General features: G+C 66.6%; 9 protein-coding genes. 4 read left to right on the top strand and 5 right to left on the bottom strand.

What is annotated here, in order from left to right:
- Window positions 1-805, bottom strand: an 805-nt coding sequence (locus B2747_RS18685; protein ID WP_291164604.1) for an IS110 family transposase, incomplete at its 3' end; no start/stop codon positions are given.
- A gap of 529 nt (window positions 806-1,334) precedes the next feature.
- On the opposite strand from B2747_RS18685, the gene B2747_RS18680 reads away from it, so the two are divergent.
- Window positions 1,335-3,602: a beta strand repeat-containing protein gene (locus B2747_RS18680; RefSeq protein ID WP_291164601.1), complete on the top strand. Its 2,268-nt coding sequence runs from the start codon at window positions 1,335-1,337 to the stop codon at window positions 3,600-3,602.
- 113 nt (window positions 3,603-3,715) lie between these two features.
- On the opposite strand, the gene B2747_RS18675 is transcribed toward B2747_RS18680, so the two are convergent.
- From B2747_RS18675 to B2747_RS18665, 3 genes are all read right to left on the bottom strand, one after another.
- Entirely contained in the window at window positions 3,716-4,165 is a 450-nt protein-coding gene (locus tag B2747_RS18675) for a hypothetical protein (protein ID WP_291164598.1), read from the bottom strand.
- 143 nt (window positions 4,166-4,308) lie between these two features.
- Window positions 4,309-4,869 (bottom strand): hypothetical protein, encoded by a 561-nt coding sequence (locus B2747_RS18670; RefSeq protein ID WP_291164595.1) that lies wholly within the window; start codon window positions 4,867-4,869, stop codon window positions 4,309-4,311.
- Window positions 4,870-5,008: 139 nt separating this feature from the next.
- On the bottom strand, window positions 5,009-9,847 hold the full coding sequence (locus B2747_RS18665) for an Ig-like domain-containing protein (RefSeq protein ID WP_291164592.1): 4,839 nt from the start codon (window positions 9,845-9,847) through the stop codon (window positions 5,009-5,011).
- 687 nt (window positions 9,848-10,534) lie between these two features.
- Here B2747_RS18665 and B2747_RS18660 point away from each other — a divergent pair.
- A complete protein-coding gene (locus tag B2747_RS18660) occupies window positions 10,535-12,655 on the top strand; it encodes an ATP-dependent helicase (protein ID WP_291164589.1) in 2,121 nt (706 codons plus the stop codon).
- A 91-nt stretch (window positions 12,656-12,746) separates the two neighbouring features.
- A complete protein-coding gene (locus B2747_RS18655) occupies window positions 12,747-15,653 on the top strand; it encodes a M16 family metallopeptidase (protein ID WP_291164586.1) in 2,907 nt (968 codons plus the stop codon).
- 157 nt (window positions 15,654-15,810) lie between these two features.
- Here the strand turns inward: B2747_RS18655 and B2747_RS18650 are convergent, their stop codons facing one another.
- Window positions 15,811-16,857, bottom strand: a complete 1,047-nt coding sequence (locus B2747_RS18650; RefSeq protein ID WP_291164583.1) for an aminopeptidase — start codon at window positions 16,855-16,857, stop codon at window positions 15,811-15,813.
- 8 nt (window positions 16,858-16,865) lie between these two features.
- Between B2747_RS18650 and dnaE the strand changes: the two genes are divergently transcribed.
- Window positions 16,866-20,366 carry a DNA polymerase III subunit alpha gene (gene dnaE / locus B2747_RS18645; protein WP_291164580.1) on the top strand — a complete coding sequence of 1,167 codons (3,501 nt, stop codon included), beginning with the start codon at window positions 16,866-16,868 and terminating at the stop codon, window positions 20,364-20,366.
- Window positions 20,367-20,392 lie beyond the last annotated feature (26 nt).

Genomic DNA, 20,392 nt, shown 5'->3' with positions numbered 1-20,392 from the left:
ACACAAAACTCTGAACACGCCCCACCGCGACCAGCGCGCCCATGTAGAGCTTGGCGCGGACCGCCGCGCGGCCGCCGGCAATGCGGCGCGTGCCGCGGTAACGGCCCGAGTCGCGATTGAAGGGCGCGACGCCGACGAGCTTGCCGATCTGCTGGCGCGTCAGGTGCCCCAGTTCGGGCAGCCACCCGAGCAGAGCCTGCGCGATCATCGGGCCGACGCCCGGCACACTCTGGAGCAGCGCGCTCCGTGCGGCCCACACGGGATGCGCGGCGACCGCAGTGCCGATCTCGTCATCGGTATGCGCGAGTTGCTGCTGGAGAAACGCAATGGTGTGTTCCAGGCTCGTGCGCACGGCCGGCGCGTGGGCGGCCGGTTGCGTGAGGCGCTGCCGCTCGGCCTCGAGCATGAGGCGCAGTTGCTCGCGCCGCGCCACGAGGGCCTCAAGGGCGCGCGTCTCCGCATCCGCGAGCGGGCGCACCGGCGGCTGCATCAGCTCGCCAAAGTGCGCCAACACGTGCGCGTCGATGGCATCGGTCTTGGCCAACTGGCCCGTGCCCTTGGCGAAGTCGCGCACCTGCCGCGGATTGACCACGGACACCGGGAGGCCGGCCAACGATAGGGTGAGCACTACGAGCACTTCATAGCCGCCCGTCGCTTCCACCACGATCAACGTGGGCGGGTGTGCGCGCCACGTCGTGAGGAGCGGCTGCAGGCCGGCCGCACTATTGGCCACCGTTTCCAACGTGCCGGTCGGGCGCGCCGCCACGACCAACGTGTCTTTCGCGACATCAATGCCGATAAACATGACCCGGTCCGGTGAGAGGGCGCAGGAACGATCGGATCGGCAGACCCCACCTTGTATGCGGGCTCGCAGCGCGGCCCCGAGCAGCTGTACGGGCTTGCGGATCACCAGGGTGGGGCTCGAGCTCCAATACGGTGTGGTACACCGAGGATCAAACGAGCTACCCACCCACTCAGATCTATCGATCGATCAGGTCCCTGCTGGATACAAGGATCAGAGGGGCGGGCCCGGGGGGCATTCGACCAGTCATGCCCCCCGGGCCCGCCTCTCCAATCCTCGGATCCTCCTATCCTCACACCTTCAGTTCCTCCGATCCTCAGACCCCTCGGATCCAAGCCCAACCGGAGTTCCCGCAAAAACACACCCAAGCGTGACCCATCACACAGGTCAATCGCCGCGAAACTCTTTTCTCCCGGCAAACTGACAGTTAGTGTCACAAGTCCCACCACTCAGCGGGTAACACACAGTGCTGGTGGCCGGCGCTACGAGTGTACGTCGGTGGACGCCCTTCTCCACCCCATTGCCCCCTCTCATGAGACGCGCGACTCGTTCATGGCCAGTTCTGGCCCTCTCGCTCTCGGCCCTGCTCGCTGCCTGTAACGGCGACGACGGCCCGCGCCAACCTGCCACCGTCGCCGTCATCAGCAGCGGCACCGTGGTTGGCACCGTTGGCGAGCTGCTCCCTGATCCCCTCGAGGTCCGCGTCACCGACAACGGCGGTTCGCCCGTCGGTGGCGTTGTCGTCACGTTCACGGTGGCCGAAGGCGCCGGCACGGTCACGCCGGCTGTCGATACGACGGACAACAACGGCAATGCCAGCACGCGCTGGCGGCTTGGCAGCGGCGCCGGCACGCAGCGGGTGACCGCCTCGGTCCCTGGCGTGTCCACGGCAGCCACGTTCACCGCGACGGCCACGGCGGGTGCGCCGGCGATCGTGGCGGTCAACGGCGGCGACAATCAGACCGCGGCTGCCGGCGCGACGGTGGCCACGGCTCCGTCGGTCATCGTGCGCGACCGCTTCAACAACCCGGTCAACGGCGTCACGGTGTTCTTCTCGGTGGTGGCTGGGGGCGGTGAAGTGAGCGCGGCCGGTGCGACCACCAACCCGCAGGGTATTGCCACCGCAGGTTCGTGGCGCCTTGGCCCCTCGGCGGGCGCGAACCGCCTGTCGGCGCTGGTTCTGGCCAGCGGCGTGACCGCCAACCCGGTCACGTTCACCGCCACGGCCACCGCTGGTGCGGCGGCCAGTGTCGTGGCCACGGGCAACACCAGCATCAACGCGACGGTCGGCACGCTGGTCTCGCCGGTGCCGAGCGTGCGTGTGCTCGATGCCGGTGGCAACCCGGTGGCGGGCACCCAGGTCACGTTCACGGCCTCGACGGGCTCGAGCGTGGTCGGCGGCACCAAGACCACGGACGCCAACGGCAACGCGGCGCCCGATGGCTGGCAGCTTGGCACCACGGCGCAGACCTACACGCTGCAGGCGCAGGTGGGCACGCTGCCGGTGGTGACGTACACGGCCACGGCCCGTGCGGGCGCGGCGTCCTCGGTATCCGTGTCGGCCGGCAACGGCCAGTCGGTGCCCGTCGGTCGTCCGGTGCCCATTGAGCCGGCCGTTCGTGTGGCCGACTCCTTCGGCAACCCGGTGGCCGGCGCCGAAGTGCTGTTTGAAGTGGTGAGCGGCGGCGGTTCGGCCGTGTCGCGTCGCCAGGTCACCAACGCGCAGGGCATTGCCACGGTGGGTGGCTGGACCCTGGGTGATGACATCGGCACCAACACGCTGCGTGCGACCGTGCAGGGCCAGAACATCACCGGCAACCCGGTGACGTTTACGGCCACGGCCACGGCCGGTGCGCCGGCCACGGTGAGCATCGCCTCGGGCAACAACCAGACGGCCACGGTGGGTCAGGCCGTCGCCCTGCCGCCCTCGGTCATCGTGCGTGACAACCGCGGCAACCCGGTGCCGGGTGTGGCGGTCACCTTCCTCATCGGGTCGGGTGGCGGCGCCATCACGGGCGCCTCGGCCGTCACCGGCTCCAACGGTATTGCTACCGTGGGCGGCTGGACGCTTGGCTCTACGGCCGGCACGCAGACGCTCATCGCCCGCGTCAACAATCTGCCCGACGTGACCTTCAGCGCCACGGCCACGGCCGGTGCGGCCTCGGTCATCACCGCGCAGAGCACGCAGAACCTTGGCAATGTGGTGGTGGCCATCAGCCAGGCCGCTCCCTCGCTGCCCTCGGTGCGTGTGACGGACGCGCAGGGCAACCCGGTGGCCGGTGTGACCGTGACGTTTGAGCTGGGCAACCTCAACTCGGGCAGCATCACAGGCGCCACGCAGGTCACCAACGCCAATGGTGTGGCCACGCTGGGTTCGTGGACGCTTCCGACCACCACAGGCATTGTCTCGGTGGTGGCGAGCATCCCGAACGTCACGGGCATCACCTTCACCGCCAACATGGTGGCGGCGGCCGCCACGAAGCTGGTGTTGGTGTCGACGTCGGCGCCGGCCACGGGTGCGGGCGCCAACACGCTGTATACGGTGGTGTTCCGTCTGCAGGACGCCTTCAACAACAACGTGCTGCAGTCGGGTGTCAGCGTGACGCTGCTGGCGAGTGCGTCGGGTGGCACCACTCCGGTGGCGGGCAGTATTGCCACCAATAACCCGGCCACGACGGACGCCAACGGTCAGATCACGGTGAGCTGGTTCACTGGCACTGGAGCCGGTTCCACGCAGACGCTCTCGGCGAGCTCGGCGGGCATCACCAGCGCCTCCACGAGCGCAGTGCTCGCGCCGTAAGTCTGGACAGCAGGTAAAGCAGAGCGCCCCGGATACGGTGATCGTATCCGGGGCGCTTTTTTTGGTGCGTTTGTGAGGAACAGGCCTCGCCGTAACGCCCGGCCAATCAAGCGTCAGGACTTGGGCGTCTGCGCCTGCGAGATGGAGTCGAGCCGCTCGCGATCGCGGTACGGATTGGGGATGCCCAGCTCCTGCGCCTTGTCGTCGTAGAAGCTCCATCCCTTGCCCACCACGGTGTCGGCGTGGACCAGAATGGGCGTCTCGCGTTCGCGCGTGATGGGGTCCTCAATGCTTCCCGCTTCTTCGCGATACCAGATCACGCGGTACTGACTGCCGGCCGCGAGAAAGATCTGGGTGCGAAAGCCATTGAAGAGGCGCAGCGAATCCGACGGCTGCAGCGGCGTGAGCGGACCCTTGCCGATGATTTCGGCAACGCGCGCGATGGGCATGCCGCCCTCGATGGGGTCGAGCTTGTCCTTGCCCACCACATCGGAGGGTCCACAGGCCGTGAGGAGCGAAGCAATGGCCGCGAGAGCGGCGAAACGGACGAATGCAGGCTGCATGGCGTCTCTATCGTGAATGCGGTGAAGTGTATGTGAAAGCTGCGCCTTGGGGGCGCAGCCTTGAAACATAGCACCTGCTACCCGCCTTGCGGACAGCGTTCCCAGGTGCTGGGAATTCTTAGCGGCTTCTGGACGAGAAGACCCTAGCGATCACAGCCCTTCACGGGGCGGTGACTGGCGCGCGGATCGCAGTTGCCCACGACCCGGCGAATCACCCCTCCATCGGGCGTGCGGGTCAGCGTGACGAAGGTGCGGGACAGGTCCATGCCATCCCAAATGGCCTCCACGCTGTTGGAGTCGGTGGCCACGGAGAAATAGGTGGCCGCGCCCATGGACTCCACATAGGGAAGGCCGATGGTGCTGTTCCACTGGGCCTCCACCGGTCGGTCATCGAGCGACACGTAACGGGGGCCATCCTGAATGCCAACGATGGTGTCGTTGTGCAGGGTGAAGGCCGACCCGCCCGGCAGGCTGCATTCGACCAGCACCCCGAGTGGAATGGAATCACGCACACAGGTGGCGGCCTGTCGGATGCTGTCCGAGGGCACGGTCATGAGTGTGAGCCGCGGAATGCGGGCATTGAGCGTGGCCAGACTGTCGGCCAGTCGCTTGGCGGCGGCAGGCGAACGATCCGCTGCGCCGCAGGCACCCAGGCCAAGGGAGATCGAGGCCGAGGCGACGAGGATCAGGAGACGGTTGCGCATGGGGGCATCGTAAGCGGCACCCGTTCGGCATTCAAGGTTTGCACAAGCTTTTGGCACGAAGCAGATCGGGGAGGCATCCCGAAGGATGCCTCCCCGACCTGTTCAACCAGTCTCGGTTACCCGAGCCGGTCGCCTTGCCTTACGGCGTGGCGATCGGGCCCGTGAAGCTGGGCGTGATCGTGGCCTGGATATCGGCCACGGCCGTCGGAGCGCCCGAGATCGTGATGTTCTGGACCACGGCGTTCGGGCCGCTGGTGACGATCGTCGGCGCAGTCGTGCCGCCGGTGGCCGCCACATCAGCCGGAACCGTCGCAATGTTCCACGTCTGATTGCCGACAACCAACGTGCGGCTGATCGAGACGTTGTACACACCCGGGGCCACCGGGATCACGAGCGGCGTGCCCGTGGTGCCCGAGAAGTCCGCGAAGCCACCCTGGCTCGCGAAGACCGAGGAGGTCAGGCGAACCGTGAACGGAATACCGTTCGGCAGGTTGTTACCGCCGCCACCGATCGTGATCGGGTTGACGGTGATCTGCGCGGACTGCGCCGTGTAGGTCACGTTGTACGTCGGAGCCGAGGCAGCCGTGCTGGCCGCGTACGGGTTCGCGAACGTCGTCGTGTAGAACGTGTTGTTGGCGCCGTTGAAGAACGAGGCACCAGCCAGCGTGCACGCAGCCGCGTTGCCGATCGTCTGGAACAGCTGGTTGCCGTTGCCGATGCTACCCGCGAAGCAGGCAGACGTCAGCGGCGTAGCGCCGGTCGGGAGACCGGACACGTTCCACTGGATGTGGTTCGTGTTGTTCACGAAGGCGAACGCGGCAACCGGGGCCGCCGTCGGCGGCAGCTGCACGTTCAGGCCAGCAACCGCGGCCGGAATCGTGTGGTTGTAGGCGCCGATGTTCGAGGCACCGCCCGCGTTGTTCGGCGTCACCGTGTAGGCGCCGATGCCCGGGACCGTGTAGGTCGAGGTACCGTTGCCCTGGGTGATGTTCTGCGTGAAGCCGTTCGGACCGCTGATGACGAAGCCGTGCGACCCGCCACCCACGATGCCGGACACCTGCACCTGCAGGGCCGTCGTCGCCGGGACGTAGGTCACCGTGATCGGGCCAGCGACCGAGTTGGCCGTAACGTTCACCGTGCCGCTCGGCGCGATCGTGCTCACCGAGTACTGCTGGTTGTTGAACGTCGTGGTCTGACCGGTCACGAAGTACGTACCAGCCGCCGGGACCGTGTAGATGCCAGAGCCGGTCACGTTCTGCACGTAGCCCGAGCCGTTGGTGATCTGCACGTTCGCCTGCGCACCAGCCGGCAGGCCGGCGATGTTGATCTGGATGGCCTGGCCACCGATCGTGCCCGTCGTCGCAAGGCCGGCGCCGTTCGCACGGACACCGATCGCGAGGATCACGTCACCCGTACCAGCCGGGCTCTGCGTGGTCTCGAGCGAGTTCGGACGCTTGGCGTACTGCGCGTCAGGCAGCGTGAAGGTGAACGCGCGGTCGGTGCCGAGCGTACCCACGTCCGCGGTCGCGGCCGTGTTGGCCGAACCGAGGTACTGCCAGTGCGTCTGACCGAAGTCAGCCGTCGCCGCCGAGAGGCGGAAGAAGTCGACGCGGACGAACGCCTGGTTGGTCACGTTCGTGTTGGACACGAGCTGCGCCTTCAGGCCTTCCGGGGCGTTGAAGCCGGCGTCACGCGACGGCAGCACGCTCCAGCTGTTGTAACCGCCACCCGTACCGGCGTTGAACGTGTTCAGCGTCGGGATGCCCTGCGTGATGAAGCCGCTGGCAGCGGAGGTGGCCTGGTTGTTGGCCACGTTCCAGATCTGCAGCTGCGACGTCTGCACGAGCGTGTTGGCACCACCAAACGTGGTGGCGACACCGAAGATGAACGGAGCCGGCACCGTCACCGAGGCCTGCGCACCCGCCACCGGCGAGTTCACATTGTCGTTGAAGCGCGGGTCCACCAGCGTCTGCGGGTAACGCAGGACGTTGCTGCTCGGCAGGCCACCGTAGGTGTTGGCGAGCGTCGTGGCGCGGATTTCGACGTTGTCCTGCGCGTTGTAGCCAATCACCGGCGCGGCCGAGGCCGACACGGTGGCGGGCATCAGCACGTCGGCGATCGTCGGGCTGCTGGCCTGGACGGCCACACGGCGACGGATCGTCTCCGTGACGTTACCGGCACGGTCGCGAGCGAACGTGAGGTAGTGGTACAGGCCTTCCGAGCTCTCGAGCTGGGCCGCATGACCGATGCGGTAGCCGTCGCTCGTCTGGCCGATGTTCACCGCCGAGGTCGGCGTGACCGTGGCGCAGTTCGGAGCCGTAAGGAACGTCGCACCGGCGTTCAGCGTGCTGCCGTTGGTGGCGAGCAGCGCCGTGGTCAGCGCGTTCGGGTTGATGCAGATGGCCTTGGTCGTGGTCACGTTGGTGTTGAAGCCACCAGCGCGCGACGCGACATGGGCCTGCGCGCGGACCGTAGAGGCCAGCGTGCCGATCGTACCCGTCGAGGACTTGGTCGGGGCCGGGAAGGCCGCGCCAACGAGTTCCGTGCCGTCAATGAAGCCGGCGCGCTCGTCGATGAACTCAGCCTGGAACGTGGTGGCGCCCGAGAGCGTCGTCACGATGGCCGTATCGGCACGCGAAGCCGTGGAGAAGCGGATGAGCGGCACCGTCTTGTCGACACCGAACACGTCCGAGCCAGCCGACGTGCGGGTGTTCTGGAGGCGGTCAGCTTCCGTGTACAGCGCGCGGTAGGGGCTGCCCGAACGCGTCGTGCCGTTCACGCCGTCCCAACCACCGATCAGGTTCGTCGCGCACTCGGGGATGTCGGCGCCCGTGGCGTTCGGCATCGCGACCCAGTTGGTGTCGCCGCAAGCCGGCGAGGTCGCCGAGCCCGCACCCTTGTAGTACCACGTACGGGCGCCGGGCGTACCAACGCCGCCGTCCGTCGAGGCATCCGTGTTGCTCTGGAAGTTGAACGACGCGTTGACCCAGCCCGTCACCGACGGCGAGGCACGACGGATGTCCGGCGTGGTCGTGGTCGGGGCGTTGTAGTCGAGGCGGTTGGCCACCGGGCGAGCCACGGCGGTCGAGAAGCGGTAACCATTGGCGAAGGTCACGAGCGGCGCACCGTTGTTCTGGTTGTCCGTCGCGGCAATGACGCCCATGATGTTCTGCTGGTCAGCAGCCGGGTGCTCGTAGCCGAGGCACTCGATGTTGCCGTTGCCGGCGGTCGTGTAGTTCGACGCCGACGAGGCCGACGAGGCGACCATGCGGCCGATGCTCGCGTCGTACGTGGCGCGGAACGGGGCCGCCGTGTACGACTCGGTGCTGACGCCCTGACCCGTACGGCCGGGGATGGCCTGACCGGCCTGATCGCAGATGGCGGTCGTGAACGTCAGACCCTGACGCATGCCGAGGGTGAGGTTCGTGATCTGACGGCCGGCCGTGTAGAACACGGGCACGATCGTCGCGGAACCCTGACCTTCAGCGCCCGGACCACCCCACCAGTTCAGCCCGTTGGCCGGGTTGTTGGCAGTGCGGGTCGGGTTGGTGTAGCGGGCGGCGTAACCGTCGATGTTGTTGAAGTTGACGGTCTGGCGGTTGTTGACCGCGTTCTGCAGCTCGCGAGCCGTCGTGCCTTCGGTGGTGAACACCGAGACCGAGATCAGCTTCTGGCCGTTCGGGTAGAACACGTCGGCGGTGCCGGCCGTGAAGTCCACCGTGAAGTCAGCCGTGTTCACGAACAGCGTGATGTCGCCGGCGTTGGCGGTGCCGTTCGAGTAGAGCTGACGGGCCGCCGCGCGGCGGTTCGAGCCGTCGGCGTTGGCCACGAAAGCCACCACCGAGTCGACGCGCTGGCCGTTCGGCTGCAGGTTCACCACCACCTGGATCTGGTCACGAACGTTCGTGATGTCGATCGGCTGGTTCACCTGCGTGTTGTTCGACGACAGGATACCGGCCTGCAGGCCACCCAGGCCGTCCGTGTTGTTCACGTACGACGTGGAGATCGGACCCTGCGTGATCGTCTGGATGGTCACGTTCGCCGAGGGCGAAACCGTCACCGGCACCAGCTGCGTGAGCGTCGACGCGGCGAAGTTCGCGTTCGCGGCCGAGGTGGCCGTGACCGTGATGACCGCCGTGCCCGGCGCCACGGCCGTCACGAGACCCGTGTTCGACACCGTGGCCACGGCCGGAACCGTCGTGCCGTAGGTGATCGTGGCCGCGGCCGCGCCCGAGGGCTGCTGCGCCGAAGCCGAAAGCTGCGCCGTGCTGCCCAGCGCGATCGCAAGCTGCGTCGGCTGCACGTTCAGCGAGGTGATGCCCTGCGGGAGCGCAGCCACCGTCACCGTCGAAGCACCCGTGAGGGTGGCCGACGAGTAACCCGTGCCCGTGCCCGTCGCCGTCACCGTGATGGTCGCGACGCCAGGCGCCACGGCCGTCACCACACCGTTCGCGTTCACCGTGGCGATCGCGTTCGACGAGGACGTGTAGGTGTAGGCCACCGTGACCGAGCTCGCAGCGCGGTTCACCGTGGGAACGATCGTCACCGACTGGCCAACAGCGATGTTGGACGAGGTCGGCGAGATCTGCAGGCCCGTGATGGCCGCAGCCGGCGCGTTCACCGTGATCGAAGCCGCCGCGACCTGACCGGTCGAAGCCGCCGCCGTCACCGTGGCGTTACCAGCCGCCACCGCCGTCACGCGGCACGCCGAGCCCGACACCGCGGCCGTGGCCACGGCGGTGTTGCTCGAGGTGCAGCTCGCCAGCGTGGGCGCGTTGGTCGTCGGGCCGCCGGAGATCTGAACCGCAAAGTTCAGCGACTCCCCGACGTTCATGTTCGCCGAAGGCGGCGTGATGGTCACCGTGACCGGTGGCGGAGTCGGCTCCGACACCGTGACGTCGTCACCGCAAGCACCGAGCGCCGCCAGGGCGCCGAGGCTGAGCAGTGCGAACGTCTTCTTCCGAGAGAAGAGTTGCATTCATCCCCCTCTTACGAGGTAGTGGAGGTCGTCGCTATCCACAGGGTCGGGTTCCCCATCGATAACTGTGTTGCGTTCGTTGAAAGCTCGCCCGTGTGGCGCGCCTTCCATCACGGCTCATGACACAGAGGATCGAATTGCCTCTCGGGGAGCGGCCGAAAAGAAATCCGCATCGTGTGACACGACGTGATGCCCGAACTACATCTGCCGACGCCCGAAGACTCCGGCAGCCCCACCCTCGACGCCAAACGGTCCAAGCTCCGCTGACATACGAGTCCTGCACCTACTCTCACGAAGACGCGCCCGTCACCCAAGGGTAGGGTGCCGGACACACTCCTCGCGACAATAGCAAGGCGAAAACCTAGGGACACACCACGATGCGGTCAAGCATCAGGGTTCCCAAGGTTCCATCCTGCCACCATCACAGAGCTGTTACGACGCCCCTCTTGTGGGACTTGTCCACACGACAGGGCCGCCGCCCCCCGCGTCTCCATCGACACCGAAGGGGTCAAACGTACCGGACGAGCCGCCACGCGTCACGTCACGGGACTGGCACCGACCTCGTGATCCAGATCACGGAACGCTTCCAAATTGCCTGCCCGCCGCGCTCCCGGCCCATTGAAGTGGTTCCCCGCCCCCCGATGACAGCCGAGTGACGCCGTCCCCTACTACTATCAGGGCAGTCCCATGGCCGACCTGCCCCGCCTCCATCTCACCGCCCCGCGCACCGTCGCCCCGCCGGCTTCCATAGACGGCGGCGCCCTCGGACCGGCCCTCAACGCCGCCCAGGCCGACGCCGCCAACCACGGCGACACGCCCCTGCTTATCGTGGCCGGGGCCGGATCCGGCAAGACGCGCACGCTCATTCACCGCGTCGCGGCGCTCATTGCCCGCGGCGTACCGCCCCAGCGCATCCTGCTGCTCACCTTCACCCGGCGCTCCGCCCAGGAAATGCTCTCACGCTGTGAGCGCCTCGTGGGCTCGGCGTCGCATCAGGTCCAGGGTGGCACGTTTCATGGCACCGCCCATCGCCTGCTACGTCGCTTCGGCGCCGCCGCCGGTCTGCCGGCCGACTTCACCATCCTCGACCAGTCGGACGCGGGCGACCTCATGGGCCTCTCCCGCTCGAGCCTCGGCTACGGGGATCTCAAGAACGCCCCCCGCGGCGCGCCGCGCTTCCCGCGCGCCGAAACCCTGCTGTCCATCTACTCGCGGCACGTCAACACCGAAGCCGATGTCGCCGACCTGCTGAGCGATCAGTGGCCGCACTTTCTCTCGTGGGCGGGAGACATCGAGCGCTGCTTCACCGACTATGTGAAACGCAAGGCCGAGCGCAATCTGCTCGACTACGACGACCTGCTGCTGTCCTGGGCCCTGCTGCTGGAACAGGCACCGAGCATCGCCGAACAGATGCGCGGACTGTTTGATCACGTGCTGGTGGACGAGTACCAGGACACCAACCCGCTGCAGTCGCGCATTCTGCGTGGCCTCTGCACCAACGGCAAGCTCACCGTCGTGGGCGACGACGCGCAGAGCATCTATGCGTTTCGCGGCGCCACCATTCGCAACATCCTCGACTTTCCCAAACAGTTCCCCGGCACGCGCATCGTGACGCTGGAGCAGAACTACCGCTCCACTTCACCCATTCTCGACACCACCAACACGCTCATCTCGCGCAGCACGGAGCGCTACAGCAAGCGCCTCTTCACCGAGCGCAGTGGCGGCGAGGCGCCGTGGCTGGTGACCGTGCGCGATGAAGCCGCGCAGACGGCCTTCGTGGTGGACCGCCTGCTCGAGTTGCACGAGCAGGGCACGCCGCTGCGTGAGATGGCGGTGCTGTTTCGCGCGGGCTATCTGTCGGCCGACCTCGAAATCGAACTGGCCAACCGTCGCATTCCCTACGAAAAATGGGGCGGCCTCAAGTTCCTCGAAGCGGCGCACATCAAGGACCTGCTGGCCTTTCTGCGCATTCTCGAGAATCCGCGCGACGAAGTGAGCTGGTATCGCTTGCTGCGCCTGCTGCCCGGTGTGGGCGACGCCACCGCGCGTGCCGCCATTGAGTTGCTTGCGCAGCACGGCTGGGAGCCCATGGCCATCGGCGCCGTGCGCGCACCGGCCCGCGCCAGGCCCGGTCTGCTGGCCATGTCGGCGCTCTTCGACGGTATGCGGCGCGTGGAGCGCGGCGACCGGCCGCACGCGCCGGGAGAGAGCATCCGCCTCGTGCGGCAGCTCTACGACCCCATCCTGCAGGCCACCTACGACGATGCCCCGCCGCGCATGGCCGATCTCGATCAGCTCGAGATCATCGCGGCCGGTTATCCCGATCGTTCAGCATTTCTTGCCGCGCTGGCCCTCGAGCCTCCGGCCAACACGCAGGACCTGGCCGTGGGCAGCACCGATGAAGACGACGCACTCATCCTCTCCACCGTGCACTCGGCCAAGGGCAAGGAGTGGGACGTGGTGTTCGTCATTCACGCCAGCGATGGTGTGTTCCCCATGGCCCGCGCCGCGGTGGACGACGACCAGATCGAGGAAGAGCGGCGTCTCTTGTATGTGGCCATGACCCGCGCGCGCAACGAGCTCATGGTGGTGTATCCGCTGCATAGCTACGCCACGCGCACCGGCGCCGACTTTGCTTATACACAACTCTCGCGCTTTCTCGATCAGGGCGTGCGGCAGACCATGCAGCGCGTCACGCTGGGTGATGTGCCCGAGTTCCCGCCGTTGCCCGGTCCGCGGGCCGGGGCCATCATCGAACCCGAAGTGGACCTTCGCGCGTTACTCCGAGGGCGGTTCGGCAGCAGCTAGTCCCGGTCTGCTTCGCGAACCGGCTTGTCGCTCGCGACGCCGATGCCCCAACGTCGTCGCGACATTGTTCACCATCTTCACCACGAACCCAATGCTTGGTCCTTCCTCTCGAACCCGTCACCTGACCCGCGCGGCCACGTTCACACTGGCCGCAACGGTATTGGCATCGGTGCCGCTTGCGGCGCAGACCGGCGCCACCTCGACGCGCCCGGCGCCTTCGCGGCAGAGCGCCGCACGCCCCGCGGCAGTCCAGGATTCCTTCGCGCTCACGACGCGCCTGCCCATGGACCCGGCCGTGCGCCGCGGCACACTGCCCAACGGGCTGACGTACTACATCCGGCGCAACGCGAAACCCGAGAAGCGCGTGGAACTGCGTCTGGTGGTGAACGCGGGCTCCATTCTCGAGGATGCCGATCAACTGGGGCTCGCCCACTTCCTCGAGCACATGGCCTTCAACGGCACCACCAACTTCGCGAAGAACGACATCGTGAAGTATCTCGAGTCCATTGGTGTGCGTTTCGGTGCCGACCTCAATGCCATGACCGGCTTCGACGAAACCATCTATATCCTGCCGGTCCCCACCGACAGCGCCGGCATTCTCGAGCGCAGCTTTGCGTTCCTGGGTGACGTGGCCAGCGGCATCAAGTTCGATTCGCTCGAGGTGGTGAACGAGCGCGGCGTGGTGCTGAGCGAGTGGCGCAACGGCCTCGGGGCCGGTGAACGTCTGCGTGACAAGCAGTTCCCCGTGCTGTTCCGTGGCTCGCGCTATGCCGATCGCCTGCCCATCGGCAAGCCGGAGATCATCGAGAACGCCAATCCGGCGCCGCTGCGTCGTTTCTGGCGTGACTGGTACCGCCCCGACCTCATGGCGGTGGTGGCTGTGGGTGATGTGGACCCGGCGGTATTGGAGCAGCATATCCGCCGTACCTTCGGTCGCCTCGCCGCGCGGCCCAATGCGCGCGCACGCACGATGGCGGCTGTGCCCACGCACGATTCCACCCTCGTATCCATTGCCACCGACAAGGAGCTCACCACCTCGTCCGTGGAAGTGCTGTGGAAGCGTCCGCCCAAGGCCCTGCGCACCGTGGGTGACCTGCGCGCGTCGCTGCTCGAGCGCCTCTACAACACCATGATCAACCAGCGCTTCAGTGAGCTGGCCCTCAAGCCCGATGCGCCCTTCACCGGCGCGGGTGCGAGCAGCGGCGGCTTCGTGCGCGGCAGCGAGTACAACGCGCTTGGCGCCGGCGCCAAGGAAGGCAAGCTGCTGGAAACGCTGCAGGCCTTGCTCACCGAAGCGGAGCGCGTGCAGCAGCATGGATTCCTCGCGGCTGAGCTCGACCGCGCCCGAACCAACCTGCTGCGTGCCTACGAGCGCACGTATGAGGAGCGCGAGAAAACGGAAAGCGGAGCCTATGTGGCCGAGTACATCGACCACTATCTCGAAGGCAACGCCTCGCCGGGCATTGCGTACGAGTACCGCGCCGTGCAGCGCCTGCTGCCCGCCATCACGCTGGCCGATGTGAATGCGCTGGCCAACAGCCGCGGCGGCGCCGCGAATCGCGTGGTGCTGGTCACGCTGCCCGAGAAGGAGGGCCTGGCCGTACCCACGGAGGCCGACATTCGCGGCGTGTTCGGTCGTGTGGTGGCCAGTGCGGTGACGCCGTGGACGGAAGCGGCCACCGCCAACGCGCTGGTGGCCTCGGCCCCTGCCCCCGGGCGTGTGACGCAGGAACGCACGATTGCCGCGCATGGCATTACCGAGTGGACGCTGTCCAACGGTGCGCGGGTGTTCGTCAAGCCGACGGACTTCCAGGCCGATCAGGTGCAGATGGTGGCCTTCAGTCCCGGTGGCGCGAGCCTGGTAAGTGACGCCGATGTGTTCAAGACCTCGCTGACCCCGCCCATCATTGCATCGGGCGGCGTGGGGGAGTTCTCACCGGTTGATCTGCGCAAGGTGCTCACCGGCAAGGCGGCCAGCGTGCAGCCCAGCATCACCGACTTGAGCGAAGGCATGAGTGGCGGCGCGTCCACGCGCGATCTCGAAACGCTGCTGCAGCTGACCTGGCTGCGCTTCACCGCGCCGCGCGCAGACTCCATGATCTTCAAGGCCAACATGCAGGCCATCGAGACGCAGCTGCGCAACAAGGACGCCAATCCCGGCCTGGTGTTCAACGACACCATTCAGATGACGCTGGCCAATGGGCATCCGCGCGCGCGGCCGCTCAGCGCCAGCATGCTGAACGAACTGGTGCTCGATGAGATGATGACCATCTACAAGGACCGCTTCGGCGACGGCGGCAACTTCACCTTCGTGTTCGTGGGCAACGTGGACCTGGCCGTGCTCAAGCCGCTGGTGGAGCAGTGGATTGGATCGCTGCCCAGCTCCGATCGCCGTGAAGTGGCGCGCGATGTGGGGCCGCCGCAGTTCACGGGCCAGATCGACAAGGTGGTGCGCAAGGGCATCGCGCCGCAGAGCCAGACCGCATTCCTGCTGGCCGGCAAGGCCGCATGGTCGCGCGAAGAATCATATGTGCTGTCCTCGCTGGGTGACCTGCTCGAGCAGCGCCTGCTGGACCGCCTGCGCGAGGCGCTCGGCGGCACCTACTCGGTGTCGGTGAACACCGGCTTCTCGCGTCGTCCGCGTCAGGAGTGGCAGGTGGTCATCAGTTACGGCTCGGCGCCGGACAAGGCCGACTCGCTGTATGCGGCCGTGCGTCAGGAGCTCGACTCGCTGCGTCGTGTGCCGCCCAGTCAGGAAGAGGTGGACCGGGTGCGCGAAAAGCAGCGCCGCACGCTCGAGGTGCAGCGCAAGCAGAACGGCTACTGGGTGAGCGCCATTCGTGGCCGCGTGGAGAATGGGGACCCGCTGGAGGAGCTGGCCACCGAGGAGCAGCTCTATGCCGGGCTGACGGTGGAGAAGCTGGCGGCAGCGGCGAAGAAGTTCCTCGATGAGGGGAACAGGGCGCGGTTTGTCTTGTTGCCCGAGACGTCTCGCTAGTCCGCCGCATCGTTGAACAGAAGGGGTGAGGATCGGAGGATCTGGGGATTAGAGAGGCGGGCGACGGAGGACTCCCGTGTTCAGAGTCCTCCGTCGCCCGCCCCTTCAATCCTCGGATCCTCTTATCCTCACACCTTCTGTTCAACGGTCTGGCCGCTCAACGAGTCTCCGCCGCCGCAATCACCCGACGGATGGCCTCCCTCAAATCCCCACCCGCCGCCACGTACACCGAGTCGAAGTAATCCAATCGCTCGGCATACACCCGCCGCGACATCAGCACCGCGTTGTTGAGTGGCACCCGCTCCACCCAACCCGCAGGATAGCCGCGCAGCTGCGGCCCAATGGAATCAACCAAACGCTTGCGCGCCGCCGCGTACACCGTGTCACGCGCAGCAATGCGGGCGCTGCGCGCCGAGTCGGGCAACTGTGCGAACACACTGTCGATCTCGCGCGCCGTGCGTTCCCAGAATGCCCCGAGCAGCAGGTCGTCGTGCCAGTCATCCTCGGCGCGGCGCAAAAGCACCGTGTCACCCGCCGCACGAAAAAAGTGCTCGGCGCCCCGTCCACCAACGAAGGTGGCGAAGGACTCGTTGAAGCTCACCCGCCCCTTGGCGAAATAGGTCGTGTGCAGCAGTTCATGCAGCACGGTGTTGACCAGTGTGACCGAATCCGCCTTGACCGTGGTGCTCACCAGCGGGTCGTTGAACCAACCCAGAGTACTGAAGGCGCTGGAGGGGCCCACCACCACGTCGTAGCCCTCGTCACGCAGCTGCTGTGCCGTCTCCTGCGCCTTGCCGAAATCGAAGAATCCCTTGTACGGAAAGCGGCCCACCACCGGGAACCACCAGGTCTTGCGCTCGAGGCGGTCGGGAAAGGCGGCGGACACCACCAGTACCAGCGTGTCGCGATCGAGCTGCGAGAAGGTGGTAAAGCTCTCCTCGGCCTTGAGTCCCATGGAGTCCATGGCGAAGCGCCGCCCGGCCAGTACCAGCTGCAGCTTGGCGCGCAGCGCCGGGTCGGTGCTTTCGCGCACCACCAGGCGCTCGATGGGCTGACGCTTGGCGAGGATGCGCGCTTCTTCATACGCGGCGCGCGACAGGTAGCAGCCCATGGGCGTGAGCGCAAGGAACAGCACGACGAGCGTGCCGAGCAGGGCACTTCCGCGCTTGAGCAGCTGCCGAGCGGAGAGGGTTCGCTGTATCATTCAGGGTTATGTCGTTCGTTCACCTGCACTGCCACTCCGAGTATTCGCTCCTCGACGGCGCGAATCGCATCGATGACCTGATCAAGCGCGCGCAGCACTTCGAGATGCCCGCGCTGGCCATCACCGATCACGGTAACATGCACGCCGCCTGGGAGTTCCAGGAGAAGGCGCGCAAGGCGGGGGTGAAGCCCATCCTGGGCATGGAAGCCTACGTGGCACCGGGTGACCGGCGCACGCGCGGCCGTCCGGCGCCCGGCGTGAAGCCCTACTACCACCTGGTGCTGCTGGCCCGCGACATCACGGGCTACCGCAATCTGGTCAAGCTCACCTCGCTGGGGTACACCGAGGGCTTTTACACCAAGCCCCGCATCGACCGCGAGCTGCTGGCCCAGTACAGTGAGGGGCTGATCGTGAGCTCGGCCTGCCTGGCGGGCGAGGTGGCCAGCCACCTGATGGACGACCGGCTGGAGCAGGCGCGCGAGGCGGCGGCGTGGTATGCGGAGCTGTTCAAGGACCGCTACTACCTCGAGGTGCAGGCGCACACCAGTGAGGGCCAGGCGGCGCTCAATGCCAAGGTGCTGGGCCTGGCGGACGACCTGGGCCTGCCCGTGGTGGCCACCAACGATGCGCACTTCCTCAAGCACGAGGATCACGACGCGCACGACGTGCTGCTGTGCATCGGCCTGGGCAAGGATCGCAACGACCGCGATCGCATGAAGTACGACGACGGCCTGTACTTCAAGTCGGCCGACGAGATCCGTCCGTTCTTCCCCGGCCGGGACGACGTGCTCACGAACACGCTGGCCATTGCCGACAGCGTGGACGTGCAGTTCGCCAAGAAGTACTACGTGCCCTCGTTCCCGCTGCCACCGGGCGTGGACACCGAGAACGACCTGCTGGTGCAGTTGGCCACCGATGGCGCGAAGGCACGCTATGGCGATCCGTTGCCCGCGCAGGTGCAGGAGCGACTCGACTACGAGCTGGGTGTCATCACCAAGACGGGGTACGCGGGCTACTTCCTGATCACGGCGGACTTCATCAAGGCCGCACGTGATCTGGGCATTCCCGTGGGCCCCGGGCGCGGTTCGGCTGCCGGCTCGCTGGTGGCCTATGCCACGCGCATCACGGACGTGTGTCCGCTCGAGTTCGATCTGCTTTTCGAGCGCTTCCTGAATCCGGAGCGCGTGTCCATGCCCGACGTGGACGTGGACTTCTGCTTCGAGCGACGCGGCGAAGTCATCGAATACGTGCGGCAGAAGTACGGCAAGGACAGCGTCGGCCAGATCGTCACCTTCGGGACCATGAAGTCCCGCGCGGCCATCAAGGACGTTGGGCGCACGCTGGGCTTCACGCCGGGGGAAACCGACGCCCTGGCCAAGCTGATTCCCAACGCGCCCAACAACTCGCTCACGGTGGCCGAGGCCGTTGAGCAGGTGCCGGAGGTCAAGCAGTTCTATCAGACCGACCCGCGCTACCGGCAGCTGCTCGACTTCGCCATCAAGCTCGAAGGGCTCTCACGCCATACGGGCGTGCACGCGGCCGGTGTGGTCATCGCGCCCGGTCCGCTGGACGAGTTCGTGCCCATCTGCACGCAGGCCAGCAAGGGCGCTGGTGGTGACGGCGACGAACGCGTCATCGTGACGCAGTACGACATGACGGCGCTCGAAAAGGCCGGCATGCTCAAGATGGACTTCCTCGGCCTCACCACGCTCACCGTCATCACCGACACGCTCAAGAACATCAAGGAGCGATCGGGCAAGGAGGTGGTGCTGGAGGAACGCGGCTTCAGCGACGCGGAGACGTATCGCGTGCTGCGCGCGGGCCGCACGGGCGGCGTGTTCCAGTTCGAAAGCCCGCTGGCCACCGACGTGCTCAAGCGCATGCGCTGTGACCGCTTCGACGACCTCGTGGCGTCGAACGCGCTGCTGCGTCCGGGCCCGCTCGATGCGGGCATGCACAACGTGTACATCCGGCGCAAGCGCGGCGAAGAACCCACGGTGTATGCGCTGCCGGAGCTCGAGCCGATTCTGTCCAACACCTACGGCGTCATCACCTATCAGGAACAGGTGATGCGTATCGCACAGGTGCTGGCCGGCATCTCGCTGGCCGAAGCCGACGTGCTGCGCAAGGCGGTGGGCAAGAAGGACGCGGAGCTCATCAAGAAGGAGCTCGGCAAGTTCACCGAGAAGTCCATCGCGCGCGGCTACGACCCGAAGATCATCGAGGAGCTGGCCGGCCAGATCGAAACGTTCGGCCGCTACGGCTTCAACAAGTCACACAGCGTCGCGTACTCCGTCGTCGCCTATCACACCGCCTATCTCAAGACGCACTACCCGGCCGAGTTCATGGCCGCGCTGTTGTCGTCGAACATCGGGAAGACGGAAGAAGTCATCAAGTACATCGCCGAAGCCCGCGAAATGGGGCTCGAGGTGCTGGCGCCCGATGTGAACGAGTCGGGCTGGCGCTTCACGGTGGTGGGCGACACGCGCATTCGCTTCGGCCTGGGCGCCATTCGCAACGTGGGACGCGGCGCCATTGACTCGCTGCTCGACGCGCGAGCCGACGGGCCGTTCACTTCGCTGTTCGATCTCTGCGCGCGGGTGGACCTGCGTGTGTTCAACAAGCGCGTGTTTGAAGCGCTCATTGCGGCCGGCGCCTGCGACGGCCTGGGCGGCCATCGCGCGCAGCTTCTGGCCGCGCTGGACACCGCCATCAGTGAAGCGGCACTGCAGCAGGAGGAGGCGGAGAAGGGTCAGGGATCGCTCTTCGGCGACCTGCTGGGCGGGCCCGTGGACACGGCCGACAGCGGCAAGAAGACGACGGCGCCGTCACTTCCCAACACGCCGGCATGGAGTGAAAGCGAGCGGCTGCAGCGCGAGAAGGAGCTGCTGGGCTTCTACATTTCCGGTCATCCGCTCGAGAAATACCGAACGGAATGCGAACTCTTTGCCACCCACACGGTGTCGCAGCTGGGGACCTGGGTGTCGGAGCCCGTAACCATCGGCGTGGTGGTCACCGCCATCAAGCGCCAGTTCTCCAAGAAGTCGGGGAACGAGTTCGCCCGGTTGACAGTCGAGGATTTTTCCGGATCTTCCGAGGTGCTGGTGTTTCCGGAAGCCTGGGGGGTGATTGCGGAGCGTGTCCGCCCCGACGTCCCTCTGCTGCTCAAGGGCAGCTACTCCCGGCGAGATCAGGGTGTGGAGAACGCCACGTTCATCGTGAACGAGGTGCAGCGCTTCGAGGAAGTGCGCGCCAGCGGTGATCTGGCAGTGGCAATCGACCTGTCCTCCGGGCTCGACTTGCCAGCCGCAATCATGTCGGACGTGCGAGCGACGGTGGAGGCCCACGAAGGGTCCGCACCGCTCGAACTCCGGTGGCGGGACGGGAACGGACAGACGGTGCGCTTCCGCTCCCGCACGCTCCGGGTCACGGCGTCCGCCGCCATTCTTTCAGACCTGCGCGCGATGCTTGGCGCTGACCGGGTGCGACTCATTCGCGCCGGCAGCTGACGAGCACGCGTCGCCATATCAGGATT

The organism is Gemmatimonas sp. UBA7669 (assembly GCF_002483225.1).
Taxonomy (GTDB): domain Bacteria; phylum Gemmatimonadota; class Gemmatimonadetes; order Gemmatimonadales; family Gemmatimonadaceae; genus Gemmatimonas.
This window is presented reverse-complemented; position numbering and strand designations above follow the sequence as displayed.

Bases quoted from the DNA above. Each gene is read 5' to 3' on its own strand.
- B2747_RS18670 (WP_291164595.1), bottom strand. From the start codon at position 4,869: ATGCGCAACCGTCTCCTGATCCTCGTCGCCTCGGCCTCGATCTCCCTT.
- B2747_RS18680 (WP_291164601.1), top strand. From the start codon at position 1,335: ATGAGACGCGCGACTCGTTCATGGCCAGTTCTGGCCCTCTCGCTCTCG.
- B2747_RS18660 (WP_291164589.1), top strand. From the start codon at position 10,535: ATGGCCGACCTGCCCCGCCTCCATCTCACCGCCCCGCGCACCGTCGCC.
- B2747_RS18655 (WP_291164586.1), top strand. From the start codon at position 12,747: ATGCTTGGTCCTTCCTCTCGAACCCGTCACCTGACCCGCGCGGCCACG.
- B2747_RS18650 (WP_291164583.1), bottom strand. From the start codon at position 16,857: ATGATACAGCGAACCCTCTCCGCTCGGCAGCTGCTCAAGCGCGGAAGT.
- B2747_RS18675 (WP_291164598.1), bottom strand. From the start codon at position 4,165: ATGCAGCCTGCATTCGTCCGTTTCGCCGCTCTCGCGGCCATTGCTTCG.
- B2747_RS18665 (WP_291164592.1), bottom strand. From the start codon at position 9,847: ATGCAACTCTTCTCTCGGAAGAAGACGTTCGCACTGCTCAGCCTCGGC.
- dnaE (WP_291164580.1), top strand. From the start codon at position 16,866: ATGTCGTTCGTTCACCTGCACTGCCACTCCGAGTATTCGCTCCTCGAC.